Source organism: Jiangella mangrovi, assembly GCF_014204975.1.
GTDB classification, from domain to species: domain Bacteria; phylum Actinomycetota; class Actinomycetes; order Jiangellales; family Jiangellaceae; genus Jiangella; species Jiangella mangrovi.
In genome coordinates, this window is the sequence record NZ_JACHMM010000001.1 from 7,079,681 (window position 1) to 7,093,030 (window position 13,350).

Below are 13,350 nucleotides of genomic sequence, written 5' to 3' on the forward strand. Positions count from 1 at the left end.
AGCCGTGAACACGCCCGAGAACTGGACGCCCGAGGAGCGGCGGCTGCACGACGCCCTCGAGCGCGCCGCCGAACGAGTGGAGCCCGGCCCCGACGGCCTGGCCCGGATCAGAAGGAGGGCGGCGGTGGTCCCGATGTGGCGACGACCGGTGGTGATCGGCCTCGCGGGGGCGACGGCCCTGGCAGCGGCCGTGCTCGTGGGCGGTGTGATAGCCCTCAACAGCAGCGACGACGACACCCCGGTGGCGTCCGAGTCGACGACGACTACGCCGAGCGAGACGCCGACGACGCCGCCGGCGGAGACGACGCCGCCCGCCGAGACGACGCCGCCCGCACAGACGCTGACCGTGCCGGCCTACTACGCGGCCGACTCCGGCGACGGGCTGCGGCTCACGCGCGAGTTCCACACCGTCGAGACGTCGCTCTCCCCCATCGCCGCCGCGGTGCACGAGATGCTGGCCGCGCCGGCCGCCGACCCCGACTACGCGACGCTGTGGGCGCCGGGCACCGAGGTGGTGGCGGCCGAGGTCGGCGACGGGTTCATCGGTGTCGACCTGACGGGGACACCGGCGCTCGACGCCGCGGACGACGCCGAGCTGGCGCTGCAGCAGCTCGTCTACACGGCGACGGCCGCGGCCGCGAACGCCGGGCTGGACGGCTCGCTGCCGGTGCGGGTGACCGTGGACGGCGCACCGGTGGAGCGGCTGTTCGACTCGGTGGACGCCGCCGAGCCGGTCGGGCGGGCCGACCCGCTCGAGGTCCGGCAGCTGGTGCAGATCAACGAGCCGGGCGAGGGCGCGACGGTGTCCGGCCCGGTGACCGTCACGGGCGAGGCGGCGGTGTTCGAGGCCAATCTGTTGTGGGAGCTGCGCCGCGACGGCGAGGTGGTCGACTCCGGCAACACGTCCACGACGGAGTGCTGCACGTTCGCCGAGTTCAGTCTCGAGCTGGACGACCTCGAGCCGGGCAGCTACGAGATCGTCATGAGCGAGGACGACCCGTCCGGCGGCGAGGGCCGGGCGCCCATGAGCGACAGCCGGACGTTCACCGTCGAGTAGGCGCCTGGAACCGGTCGAGCCGGCAGCCCGCCAGCATCGGCTCGACGGCGCCGTCGACCACCTCGCGCGCGACCAGGCGGCCGACGGCCGCGGCGAGCGTCACCGCGGGGTGCATCACCGCCACGTAGAGGCCGGGCAGCTCGGCGGCCGGCCCGACGATCGGCACGCCGTCGGCCGGCATGGGGCGACCGCGGACCGAGGTGCTGAGCAGCTCGACGTCCGCGGCGCCGCGGAAGGTGGACCGGACGGCGGCGAGCGTCCGCTCGGGCGAGTCCGCGGCGGCGATGAGCCGGTCGGCCGCGACCTGCCGGAGGTCGAAGTGCTGGTTGTTGACCACGCCGCGGATCAGACCGGCCGGAGCGCGGAACCGGAAGAGCGTGGCCGGCGACGGGCCGACCGGGACGCGGACGCCGGCCGACGTGCCCAGCTCGGCCGTGGCCACCCCCGCCGCGAGCACCACCGTCGCACCGGAGAGGAGTTCCGCGGCTGTCTCGACCCCGGCGACACGGCCTTGGGTGTCCCGGCGGACCGCGATGATCGGGGTGTCCGGGCGGATCCGGGCGCCGTGGGCGCGGGCGCCCTCGACCAGCCGCTCGGTCACGCCCACCGGATCGATGGCGCCGTCGCCGGGTGCCCAGACGGCCCATTCGGGCGGCTCGAGCAGGGTGGGCTCGAGCGCCGCGACGGTGGCGGCGTCGACGATCTCCTGCCCGGGCCCCGCCTCCGGCACCTCCTCCGTCGTTCCCCAGGACAGCGAGCCGGACCAGGTGATCGGGAGCCCCGGAAGCTCGGCCTCCAGCCGGTGGTACTCGTCCGTCGCGCTCGCCCGCAGCGCGCCGGCCGGCCCGGCGTGGACCCCGGACGATCCGATCCAGGCGAAGGAGTCCGCCGTCACACCGGCGCCCGGCCGCCCGGCGTCGACGAGGGTCACGGCGGCACCGGCCCGGGCGGCGTGGTAGGCCACGGAAGCGCCGACGATGCCGGCGCCGACGACCACGACGTCGCTGCTCACCACTGGCTCGACCCGATCATCGGCACACCGTACCCACGGGGTCCGGGCGTGACGAACGGTTTTCGGACGACCCCTAGGCCCAGCGGGCGGTCCGCGCGAGCACGATGCCGGCGGCGACGGTGCCGGCGGTCGAGGTGCGCAGGACCGTCGGGCCGAGGCGGCCGGCGACGGCTCCGGCGGCGGTCAGCTGGTCCAGCTCGTCGGGCGCCACCCCGCCCTCGGGGCCCACGATCAGCAGGATGTCGCCGTCGGCCGGGAGCTCCAGGGCGCCGAGCGGTGCCGTCGCCTCCTCGTGCAGGACGACGGCGGCGCTTGCGGCCCCCGCGCGGGCGGCCAGCTCCGCCGTCGACACCACGTCGCCGACCACGGGCAGCCAGGCGCGGCGGGCCTGCTTGCCGGCCTCGCGCGCCGTCGACCGCCAGCGGCGCAGCGCCTTGTCGCCGCGTTCCCCCGTCCAGCGGACCATGCACCGCTGCGCCGACCAGGGCAGGATCTCGTCGGCGCCCACCTCGGTGAGGGTCTCGACGGCGGTCTCGCCGCGGTCGCCCTTGGGGACGGCCTGGGCGACGACGACCCGCGGCCGTGGCTCCGGCACCTCGAGGCGTTCGCTGACCTCGCAGGTCAGGCCCTGCTTCGAGGCCGCGACGACGACGCAGCGGGCCAGCTGCCCGGCGCCGTCGGTGAGCTCGACCGCCTCGCCGGGCGCGATGCGGCGCACGACGGCGGCGTGCCGGCCCTCGTCGCCGTCGAGCACGACGAGGTCCGACCCGCGCAGTGCCGCGGCGTCGGCGAGGAACACCGGTGCGGTCAGTTGAGGCCTTCCTTGAAGGCGTCGCGGATGCGGGTGAAGAAGTTGCCGTGGCCGCTGGCGCCGCCCGGGCCCTGCACCCGCTCTTCGCCCCGCAGCCCGGCGAGCTCGCGCAGCAGCTCTTCCTGACGGGCGTCGAGCTTGGTGGGCGTCTGGACCTCGACGTGGATGAGGAGGTCGCCGCGGCCGGTGCCGCGCAGCTTCGGGACGCCACGGGCGGCCAGTTTGATGACCTCGCCGTGCTGGACGCCGGAGCGCACCTCGACCGTCGTGGGCCCGTCGAACGTCTCGAGCTCGACCGTCGTGCCGAGCGCGGCCGCCGTCATGGGCAGCTGCAGCGTGCACTGCAGGTTGTCGCCGTTGCGGCTGAACACCGGGTGCGGCGTGACCGCCAGCTCGACGTAGAGGTCGCCGGCCGGGCCGCCGCCGGGGCCGACCTCGCCCTGGCCGGTCAGCTGGATGCGGGTGCCGTTGTCGACGCCCGCCGGGATCTTGATCGTGAGCGAGCGGCGGGTGCGGACCCGGCCGTCACCGGAGCACTCGACGCACGGGTTCGGGTTGACGGTGCCGAAGCCCTGGCAGGCCGGGCACGGCCGCGTCGTCATGACCTGGCCGAGGAACGAGCGCTGCACCTGGCTGACCTCGCCCTGCCCCTGACAGGTGGGGCAGGTGACGCGGGTGGTGCCCTTGGCGGTGCCCTCGCCGTGGCAGACCTCGCACACGACGGCGGTGTCGACCTGCAGCTCGCGGGTCGCGCCGAAGACGGCGTCGGCCAGCTCGATCTTCAGCTGCACCAGGGCGTCCTGGCCGCGGCGGACCCGGCTGCGCGGGCCGCGGGCGCCGCTACCGCCGAAGAACGCGTCCATGATGTCGGTGAACGAGAACGCGCCGCCGAAGTTGCCGCCCGCGCCGCCGCCGCTGGAGAGCGGGTCGCCGCCGAGGTCGTACATCTCGCGCTTGCGGGGGTCGTTGAGGACCTCGTAGGCCGTCACGACCTCTTTGAACCGCTCCTGCGTGGCGGGATCGGGGTTGACGTCGGGGTGCAGTTGCCTGGCCAGCCGGCGGTACGCCTTCTTGATCTCCTCGCTGGAGGCGTTCTTCGGCACGCCGAGAACTTCGTAGTAGTCGGTGGTGGGCACCCTGTGTCTTCCCTAGTGAGCCTTGAGGATCTTGCTGACATAACGTGCAACGGCGCCGACGGCCGCGATGGTGCCGGGGTAGTCCATGCGCGTCGGCCCGACGACCCCCATGCTAGCCAGCGCCAGTTCGCCCGGCCCGTAGCCCGAGGTGACGACGGACGTGGCCAGCAGCCCCGTGCCGACGTTCTCGCTGCCGATGCGGACCCGGACGGGGGTGGGGCTGGTGGCCTCGCCGAGCAGCCGGAGCAGGACGACCTGCTCCTCGAGCGCGGACAGCAGCGGCTCGAGCTCGTGGTCGAACTCCTGCCCGTAGCGGGCGAGGTTGCCGGTGCCGGCGACGGCGACCCGCTCCTCGTGCCGCTCGATGAGCGTGCTGAGCAGGGTGGCCGTGACGGCGGCGACGGTGGCGCGGTCCTCGGGACCGAACCGCTCGGTGAGCTCGGTGACCCGGGCCTCGACGGCGGCGAAGTCCTGCCCGACGGCGAGCGCGTTGATGCGGGCGCGCAACTCGCCCACCAGGGCGTCGTCGGCGTCGGAAGGAAGGTCGACGACGCGCTGCTCGACCCGGCCGGTGTCGGTGATGAGCACCACCAGCACCCGCGACGGCGCGAGCATGACCAGCTCGACGTGGCGCACCGTGGACCGGCTGAGCGACGGGTACTGCACGACGGCGGCCTGCCGGGTCAGCTGCGCCAGCAGCCGCACCGTCCGCGACACGACGTCGTCGAGGTCGACCGCGCCGTCGAGGAACGTCTGGATGGCCCGCTTCTCGGGCGCCGAGAGCGGCTTCACGTTCGACAGGCGGTCGACGAACAGCCGGTACCCCTTGTCGGTGGGCACCCGGCCGGCGCTGGTGTGCGGCTGCGCGATGTAGCCCTCGTCCTCGAGCGCGGCCATGTCGTTGCGGATCGTGGCCGGGGACACGCCGAGGTGATGCCGGTCGACCAGGGCCTTCGACCCCACCGGCTCCTGAGTGGCGACGTAGTCCTCGACGATCGCCCGCAGGACGTCGAGCTTGCGGTCATCGACGGACAACCGGGCACACCTCCCGTCGCGCACTGGCACTCGGACCTTCCAAGTGCCAATTCTACGTGGTTCCGGCCGCGTCCGTCTCTTGCCAGTTGCCCGGGGGTGGTGAGGTGGGCTCGCCTCGCACGTCCGCTGCGGCACTGTCCTGGTCTGATGTCACATCCTGGTCCCCAGTCACGCGTTCGGGCCGAATTCGACCGTTTCGCGTGACGCCAGACCAGCACGTGACGGCAGACCACGGGACCCGCAGAACGCCGACCTTGTCAGTGCCGCCGCGTAGGTTCCATAGCGAGCCAGTCACACCGATGTGACGCAGGTCACATCGATGGCCGGAAATATCCGGGGATGCCCTCCCCGTTTCAGCTCAGGACAGTGTGAAGTGGGGACGCACTCCCCGGTTCACGAAACGGGGATCCAGTCCCCGTTTCACCGCACGACTCCGAAGGGGGAATCATGGGCGGCATGGCGACAGCCGAGCGCAAGGCACAGTCGGCTCGCGTCGACGCCACCCGCAACCGTGAGCGCATCATCGCCGCGGCGCGCGAGGCGTTCGTCGAGCACGGTCCCACCGTGCCCCTCGACGCCATCGCCCACCGCGCCGGCGTGGGCAACGCCACGCTGTACCGGCACTTCGCCGACCGGCAGGAACTCATCCACGTCGTCGCGTCCTACTCCATGGCACGCATCACCGAGCAGGCCGAGGCCGCCCTCGACGAGGAGCCCGACGCCTTCGAGGCGCTGCGACGTTTCGTCCACCGCGCCGCCGACGAGCGGGTCGGCGCGCTCTGTTCGCTGCTGTTCGAAGGGTTCGACAAGAACGACCCGCACGTGGTCGACGCCCGGCTCCGGCTCGAGGCGGCGGTCACCCGGCTGATGGACAACGCGCGCGAGTCGGGAGAGCTCCGGCCCGACGTCGGCCTCGGTGATCTCATGGTCGCGATCACCCAGCTGACCCGCCCCGTCGCCGGCACCGCGTGCGCCCAGGTCGAGCGCTTCATGCACCGGCACCTCCAGCTCTTCCTCGACGGCCTGCGCGCCCCTGCCCGCTCGGAGCTGAGCGGCACGGCGGTGACGTTCGAGGACTTCGAGACGACGTAACCGGTCGTCGTTCTCGCCAGTCCCGGCCGGCCGTCGATTTCCGACCCGACCTCACTGAACCACGCCTTCATACTTTTCGATTGGACCCTCGTCATGCCTGAAACACACCAGCCTGATCCCAGGCGCTGGCGGGCTCTGGCGTTCATCGCCATCGCCCAGCTGATGGTGGTGCTCGACGCCACCATCGTGAACATCGCGCTCCCGTCGGCACAGGCCGACCTCGGCATCTCCGACGCCAACCGGCAGTGGGTCATCACGGCCTACGCGCTGGCCTTCGGCAGCCTGCTGCTGCTCGGCGGCCGGGTCGCCGACATGTGGGGCCGCAAGAACACCTTCCTCACCGGCCTGATCGGCTTCGCCGGCGCGTCCGCCCTGGGTGGCGCCGCCGCGAACGAGGCCATGATGTTCGCCTCCCGCGCGCTGCAGGGTGCCTTCGGCGCGCTGCTGGCCCCGGCGGCACTGTCGCTGCTCGCCGTCATGTTCACCGACGGCAAGGAGCGGGCTCGCGCGTTCGGCATCTTCGGCGCCATCGCCGGTGGCGGCGCGGCGCTCGGCCTGATCCTCGGCGGCATCCTCACCGAGTACCTCGACTGGCGCTGGGTGTTCTTCGTCAACATCCCGATCGCCGCGTTCGCGTTCGTCGGCGCCGTCACCTCGGTACACGAGCCCGACGGCACCCGCAACCGCTCGCCGCTGGACCTCCCCGGCACCGTGCTCGGCACGCTGGGCCTCGTGGCGCTGGTCTACGGCTTCACCCGCGCCGAGACCGAGGGCTGGAGCGACACCGGCACCATCTCGATGTTCGTCCTGACCGTCGTCCTGCTGGCCACATTCGTGCTGGTGGAGCGGAAGGCCAAGGCGCCGCTGCTGCCGCTGCGCGTCATCCTCGAGCGCAACCGCGGCGGCGTGTACCTCGCGCTCGGCCTCGCGGTCATCGCGATGTTCGGCCTGTTCCTCTTCCTCACCTACTACCTGCAGGTGGTCAAGGGTTACAGCCCGATCCGCTCCGGCGTGGCGTTCCTGCCCATGGTCGCGGGCATGGTCATCGGCTCGACCCAGCTGGGCGCCCGGCTGATGACCCGCGTCCCGGCGCGCTACCTCATGACGCCGGGCCTGCTGGTCGCCGCCGTCGGCATGCTGCTGCTCACGCAGATGACCGTCGACAGCTCGTACGTGACCCTGCTGCTGCCGGCCATGATCCTGCTCGGCCTCGGCCTGGGCACCACGTTCATGCCGGCCATGAGCCTGGCCACCTACGGCGTCGAGCCGCGCGACTCCGGCATCGCCTCGGCCATGATCAACACGTCGCAGCAGGTCGGCGGCGCCATCGGCACGGCGCTGCTGAACACCATCGCGGCCACCGCCACCACGTCCTACATCACCGCGCACGCCGGCGGGACCACCCCGCCCGAGGTGGTGCAGCTGCAGGGCATGGTCGACGGCTACACCACCGCCATCTGGTGGGCCGTGGGCATCCTGGTCGTCTCCGCGGCCATCGCGTTCTTCTCCGTGAACGCGACCCCGGAGAGCGAGGAGGCCGCGTTCGACGAGCTCGACGGCGAGGGTGAGGCCGCTCCGGTCATGATCCACTGACCGGCGCACCCACGCCGACCGCAAGACTGGGGCCCCGTCGTCCGGCGACGGGGCCCCTGCCATGTCCGATTCGTGTCGCTGCCGGGTACGCCCGCGGCGAGCCGCTAGCGTCGGCTGGCGTGAGCCCCTACAACGACCGCTACGGCCGCGACGTCCTCACGAACTCGCCGCACCCGAAGCGCCCGGTCAGCACCCAGGAGCCGGCCGAGCCGGGGCTCGTCGTCGAGGACGTGCAGACGGGGTTCGTCGGCGCCGTCGTCGAGGTCGACAAGCACGGCGTCATCCTCGAGGACCGGCACGGCAAGCGCCGCGGCTTCCCGCTGGGCCCCGGCTTCTGGATCGACGGCAAGCCGGTCGAGCTGGTCCGCCCGACGGCGCCGGCCGCGCCCGCCGGCCGCATGGTGTCGGCGTCGGGCTCGGTCGCCGTCCTGGACCACAAGGCCCGCACCGCGCGCGAGAGCCGCATCTACGTCGAGGGCAAGCACGACGCCGAGCTGGTCGAGAAGGTCTGGGGCCACGACCTGCGGGTCGAGGGTGTCGTCGTCGAGGAGCTCGGCGGCGCCGACGACCTCGCCGCCGTGGTCGCGGAGTTCGAGCCCGGCCCCGAGCGGCGCCTCGGCGTCATGCTCGACCACCTGGTCGCCGGCAGCAAGGAGACCCGGCTGGCCGCCTCCGTCACCTCCGGCCCCCACGCCGACCACGTGCTGATCGTCGGCCACCCCTACATCGACGTCTGGCAGGCGGTCCGCCCCTCGGTGCTCGGCCTGAAGGCCTGGCCCGACGTCCCCAAGGGCGAGCCCTGGAAGGAGGGCGTGCTGCAGCGCCTGGGCTGGCGCGGCGAGACCTGGGAAGCCTGGGCGCACATCCTGGGCAAGGTGAGCACCTACACCGACCTCGAGCCCGCCTTCCTCGGCCGCGTCGAGGAGCTCATCGACTTCGTGACGGAGCCCGGCTCGGTTTAGGGCCGAGGGTCAGGGATGCCGTCCCCCCGCCCGCCGAGGCCGAGCCGGCCCACCCCGGAATTCAGGGGAGGAGGTCGCGGACGACGGCGTCGGCGAGCAGCCGGCCGCGCCGGGTGAGGACCAGCCGGCCGGCCTCGAACGCCGTCGCCGAGGCCAGGCCGTCGGCGACCATCTGCACGGCCGCTACGCTGCCGCCGTCGTCGAGCAGGGAGAGGTCGAGGCCGGCCGCCAGCCGGACCTCGAGGAGCACCCGCTCGACCCGCCGCGTCTCGTCGTCGAGGATCTCGCGTGCGTGCGCGGGACTCTCACCCGCCGCCAGCCGCGCCGCCCACGCCGCCGGGTGCTTGACGTTCCACCAGCGGGTGCCGCCGACGTGGCTGTGCGCGCCCGGGCCGGCGCCCCACCAGTCGGCGCCGGTCCAGTACAGCTCGTTGTGCCGGCACCGCCCGGCCGCCGACGTGGACCAGTTGGACAGCTCGTACCAGGAGAACCCGGCCGACGACAGCAGCGAGTCGACGAGCAGGTACTTGTCGGCCTGGTCGTCGTCGTCCGGGAGCGGCAGCTCGCCGCGCGACATGCGGGCCGCCAGCCGGGTGCCGGGCTCGACGATGAGCGCGTAGGCGCTGACGTGGTCGGGCCCGGCGTCGACGGCGGCCGAGACGCTGGCCCGCCAGTCGTCGGCCGACTCCCCCGGTGTGCCGTAGATGAGGTCGACGCTGACGTGCTCGAACCCGGCCGCGCGCGCCTCTGCCACCACCTGCGCCGGCCGGCCGGGCGTGTGCACGCGGTCGAGGACGGCGAGCACGTGCGGCCGGGCACTCTGCATGCCGACGGAGACGCGCGTGAAGCCGGCCGAGCGCAGCTCACCGAGCGACCGGGCGTCGACGGACTCCGGGTTGGCCTCCGTCGTCACCTCGGCACCCGGCGCCAGCCCGAACTCGTCGCCCAGGAAGCGCAGCACCAGCCCGAGGTCGGACGGCGGCAGCAGCGTGGGCGTCCCGCCGCCGACGAACACCGTCGAGACCGGGACGTCGGCGTCGCCGAGCACCTGCCGGGCCAGGCGCAGCTCCGCGATGGCGCCGTCGGCCCAGGACGAGCGCGACGCGCCAGGCGCCTCGCCCAGCTCCGACGCGGTGTAGGTGTTGAAGTCGCAGTAGCCGCACCGCGTGGTGCAGAACGGCACGTGCAGGTACACGCCGAACGGCCGCGTCCCGACGCCGTCCAGCGACGACGCCGGCAGCGAGCCGTCAGTAGGCGCGGGCGAGCCGTCGGGCAGGGTGGAAGGCACGTCCCATTGTCCCCGCCCGGCGGCCCCGGAACGAAACCGCGAGCGAGACCGTCAGGCGTACATGCCGTCGAGGATGTCCATGTACTTCTTCTCGACCGCCTTGCGCTTCACCTTGAGGCTGGGCGTGAGGTCGCCGCTCTCGATGGTGAGGTCATGCGACAGGATCTCGAACTTCTTGATGGTCTCCCAGCGCTCGAGCCGCCCATTGAGCTGGTCGATCTGGCCTTGGACCAGCGCACGGACCTCGGGCGCCTGGGTGAGCTCTTCGTACGACCGGCCGCCCAGCTCGTGGTGCTGCGCCCAGTCGGTGAGGGCGTCGGGGTCGAGCGTGATGAGCGCGACGCAGTAGTTGCGGGTGTCGCCGTGCACGACGATCTGGCTGGCGTGCGGGCTGACCGCCTTGAAGATGATCTCGATCTCCTGCGGCGCGACATACTTGCCGCCGGAGGTCTTGATGAGGTCCTTCTTGCGGTCGGTGACGCGCAGGTAGCCGTCGGCGACCTCGCCGATGTCGCCGGTGCTGAACCAGCCGTCGGCGTCGAGCACCTCGGCGGTGACGTCGGGCAGTTTGTGGTAACCGCGCATGACGCCCGGGCCCTTGAGCAGGATCTCGCCGTCGTCGGCGATCTTCACCTGGGTGCCGGGCGCCGGCGGGCCGACGGTGCCGAAGCGGCAGTCGTAGGGCATGTTGACGAACGACGCGGCGCTGGTCTCGGTGAGGCCGTAGCCCTCGAGGATGAGCATGCCGGCGGCGTGGAACCACTCGGCGACGTCGCGGGACAGCGCCGCGGCGCCGCTGACGAAGAACCGGATGTTGCCGCCGAGGCGCGCCTTGATCTTGTGGAACACCAGCCGGTCGGCGAGGTCGTACTGGAACTTCAGCAGGCCGGTGGGCTCCTTGCCCTGCTGGCGCAGCGCCGACACCTTGGCGCCGACACCGAACGCCCACGCGAAGATCTTCGCCTTGGCGCCGCCCTCGTTCTCGACGCCGGTGATGACCCGGGCGCGCACCTTCTCGAAGATGCGCGGCGCGCCGGCCATGAACGTGGGCTTCACCGCGCCCAGGCCCTCGACGATGTTGTCGAGGTTGCCGTCGACGGCGGTGGCGAAACCGATGCGCAGCTGGATGGCCTCGAGCGCCTTGCCGAACGAGTGCGACAGCGGCAGCCAGAGGTACTGGACGTCGTCGACGGAGAGGATCTTGAACGCGTCGACGGCCACGCCCTCGTACACCCAGTTGTCGTTGACCAGCCGGACGCCCTTGGGCCGCCCGGTGGTGCCGGAGGTGTAGATGAGGGTGGCCAGCGTCTCGGGGCCGACGGCGGCGAGGGCGTCGTCGACGGCGTCGGGGCGCGCCTCGAGCGCGGCCCGGCCGAGCTGCTCGAGCTCGGTCAGACTCAGCACGAAGCCGTCATGACGGTCGACGCCGTGGCCGTCGAAGACGACGATGCGGCTCAGCTGCGGGAGCTTCTCTCGGTGCTCGACGACCTTCGCGACCTGCTCGGCGTTCTCGGCGAAGACGACGCGGGTGTCGGAGTCGCCGAGGATGTACGCGACGTCCTCGGGCGTGGTGGTCGGGTAGACGGTGGTGGTGGCCGCGCCGACGACGTTGATGGCGAGGTCGGCGAGGATCCACTCGATGCGGGTCGACGACGCGATGGCCACCCGCTGCTCGTGCTCGATGCCGAGGTCGAGCAGCCCCGCGGCGAGCACCCAGACGCGGTCCTTGGTCTCGTCCCACGTGAGCGACGACCAGCCGGCGCCCTCGGGGTAGCGGTAGGCCTCACGGCTCGGCGTGGCCTCGACGCGGTCGAGGAACATCCTGCCGATCGACGCCGGTCGCACCGCGACGAGGTCAGCCTTGTCAGTGGTGCCCAGACCCATGCGCTTCCTCCCAATCGCCCTTGACGGGACCCGCCGGAACCGGCCAGGTGGAGGAAGGTTACGACCTGGTAGCTTCCAGCGACAGTCTCCGCCGTGCCTCATCTTTTCCGTGCCCTTGGCGGGCAGCCCGTTGTGCGGTCTGCAGACCGTGCACCGCAAGCATTCCCTCAACGGTATCCGACCAGGAGAAATCCTGGGCTCGGCGGCGCGCGGCCAGCCTCGCCTCGGGGCCCGCCGCGGCCACCTCGAGCACGGCCTCGGCCATGGCCACGGGGTCCGACGGCGCCGTCCTCCCGGACTCGCCGACGACGAGTTCCGGCAGCGCGCCGCGGTCGCTGGCGACGACCGGCGTGCCGCAGGCCATGGCCTCGAGCGCGGCCAGCCCGAACGTCTCGTACGGCCCCGGCGCGACGACGACGTCGGCACTGGCCAGCACCGAGGCGAGCTGCGCGCGGTCGGTGACGAAACCGGCCATGGTGACGGGGTTGCCCTCGGCCTGCTCGGCGACCATGTCGCGGACCGAGCCGTCGCCGCACACGACCATGCGCACGCTGGTGCCGCGCCGCACGAGCTCCTCGACCATGGGGACCAGGAGGTCGGGGCGCTTCTCCGGCGACAGCCGCACGGCGGTGACGATCAGGACGTCGGCCCCACGGGCCAGCTCGGCACGCAGCCGCAGGTCACGCCGTCGTGGATGGAAGGTCTCGAGGTCGATGCCCAGCGGCACGTGCGCGAGGTTGTCGACGCCCAGCCGGACGAACTCCTCGGCCGCCCACTGGGTGGTGCAGACGACGGTGTCGAACGACGCGGCCAGCTTGCGGTTCCAGTGGTCGGCGATCTGCCGGGTCGGCACCGCGCGGCCGAGGTGGAACTGCAGCAGCGCGTCGAGGCGCTCGTGGGAGAAGACGGCGGACGGCACCTTGCGGCGCGCGGCCCACTGCCCGATGCGGGCCAGCGTGAGGCGGTCGGACACCTCGACGCGGTCCGGCGCGACGACGGCGAGGAGGTCCTCGACGATGCGCCATTTGGTGATCATCCGGTAGCCGCCGGTGGACGGGATGGTCGGCGCGGCGATCTCGATGATGCGGCCGTACGACGTGGCCCGGGTGGCGTTGCGCTCCCCCGGCACCACCGCCACGACCTCGTGTCCGGCAGCGGCGTAACCGTCGGCGAGGTGCCGCATCATCGTCCGGATCCCACCGGAGTGCGGCGCGACGAAATTGGCGGCCTGAAGGATGCGCACGGCCGTCACTCTGTCGCCCCGGATCGGACCCGAGGCGACGCCGACGTGACCAGAGGGTGAATTCCAGCGTCCGCTTTCGCCCCTCCTTCACGATTCGTCACATCCACATTCACGAATTGACGCAATGGGCGGGACAGGCCTGAAGGCTGTTGATCACGATCAAGAAATCCTCTGCCGCGACCGCCCGGATCTCGGAAGAATCCCCAGCTCACAAGATCGAAATGTCCGTATTCTCCG

11 protein-coding genes are annotated in these 13,350 nt (G+C 72.3%); 4 read left to right on the forward strand and 7 right to left on the reverse strand.

Going from position 1 to position 13,350, the window contains the following annotated elements; translation table 11 throughout:
* Positions 1 to 4: 4 nt before the first annotated feature.
* Positions 5 to 1,057 (forward strand): Gmad2 immunoglobulin-like domain-containing protein, encoded by a 1,053-nt coding sequence (locus tag HD601_RS32570; RefSeq protein ID WP_184829156.1) that lies wholly within the window; start codon positions 5 to 7, stop codon positions 1,055 to 1,057.
* On the opposite strand, the gene HD601_RS32575 is transcribed toward HD601_RS32570, so the two are convergent.
* The 4 genes from HD601_RS32575 to hrcA form a co-directional block, all read right to left on the reverse strand.
* Positions 1,044 to 2,069: an FAD-dependent oxidoreductase gene (locus HD601_RS32575; protein WP_184829158.1), complete on the reverse strand. Its 1,026-nt coding sequence runs from the start codon at positions 2,067 to 2,069 to the stop codon at positions 1,044 to 1,046. The two genes, HD601_RS32570 and HD601_RS32575, sit on opposite strands and share 14 nt — an antisense overlap.
* A gap of 73 nt (positions 2,070 to 2,142) precedes the next feature.
* Complete coding sequence (locus tag HD601_RS32580) at positions 2,143 to 2,880, reverse strand: 16S rRNA (uracil(1498)-N(3))-methyltransferase (protein WP_184830325.1); 738 nt, start codon at positions 2,878 to 2,880, stop codon at positions 2,143 to 2,145.
* Positions 2,877 to 4,016: a molecular chaperone DnaJ gene (gene dnaJ / locus HD601_RS32585; RefSeq protein WP_184829159.1), complete on the reverse strand. Its 1,140-nt coding sequence runs from the start codon at positions 4,014 to 4,016 to the stop codon at positions 2,877 to 2,879. Before dnaJ ends, HD601_RS32580 begins: the two co-directional genes overlap by 4 nt.
* 12 nt (positions 4,017 to 4,028) lie before the next feature.
* Positions 4,029 to 5,051, reverse strand: coding sequence for a heat-inducible transcriptional repressor HrcA (hrcA, locus tag HD601_RS32590; protein ID WP_184829161.1), 1,023 nt, complete (start codon positions 5,049 to 5,051; stop codon positions 4,029 to 4,031).
* A 447-nt stretch (positions 5,052 to 5,498) separates the two neighbouring features.
* Between hrcA and HD601_RS32595 the strand changes: the two genes are divergently transcribed.
* The 3 genes from HD601_RS32595 (at position 5,499) to HD601_RS32605 (ending at position 8,698) form a co-directional block, all read left to right on the forward strand.
* The gene (locus tag HD601_RS32595; RefSeq protein WP_184829163.1) at positions 5,499 to 6,143 is read left to right on the forward strand and encodes a TetR family transcriptional regulator; all 645 of its coding nucleotides are present in this window, start codon (positions 5,499 to 5,501) and stop codon (positions 6,141 to 6,143) included.
* Between the two features lie 93 nt (positions 6,144 to 6,236).
* On the forward strand, positions 6,237 to 7,736 hold the full coding sequence (locus HD601_RS32600; RefSeq protein WP_184829165.1) for an MFS transporter: 1,500 nt from the start codon (positions 6,237 to 6,239) through the stop codon (positions 7,734 to 7,736).
* A 119-nt stretch (positions 7,737 to 7,855) separates the two neighbouring features.
* On the forward strand, positions 7,856 to 8,698 hold the full coding sequence (locus tag HD601_RS32605; RefSeq protein WP_184829167.1) for a DUF3097 family protein: 843 nt from the start codon (positions 7,856 to 7,858) through the stop codon (positions 8,696 to 8,698).
* A gap of 61 nt (positions 8,699 to 8,759) precedes the next feature.
* Here HD601_RS32605 and hemW read toward each other — a convergent pair whose 3' ends face one another.
* Genes hemW through HD601_RS36185 form a run of 3 tightly spaced genes read right to left on the reverse strand, consistent with a single transcriptional unit; the run spans position 8,760 to position 13,113 of the window.
* Entirely contained in the window at positions 8,760 to 9,986 is a 1,227-nt protein-coding gene (gene hemW / locus HD601_RS32610; RefSeq protein WP_184829169.1) for a radical SAM family heme chaperone HemW, read from the reverse strand.
* 51 nt (positions 9,987 to 10,037) lie between these two features.
* On the reverse strand, positions 10,038 to 11,870 hold the full coding sequence (locus tag HD601_RS32615; protein WP_184829171.1) for an AMP-dependent synthetase/ligase: 1,833 nt from the start codon (positions 11,868 to 11,870) through the stop codon (positions 10,038 to 10,040).
* A 58-nt stretch (positions 11,871 to 11,928) separates the two neighbouring features.
* Positions 11,929 to 13,113 carry a glycosyltransferase gene (locus tag HD601_RS36185; RefSeq protein WP_184829173.1) on the reverse strand — a complete coding sequence of 395 codons (1,185 nt, stop codon included), beginning with the start codon at positions 13,111 to 13,113 and terminating at the stop codon, positions 11,929 to 11,931.
* Between the last annotated feature and the right edge of the window lie 237 nt (positions 13,114 to 13,350).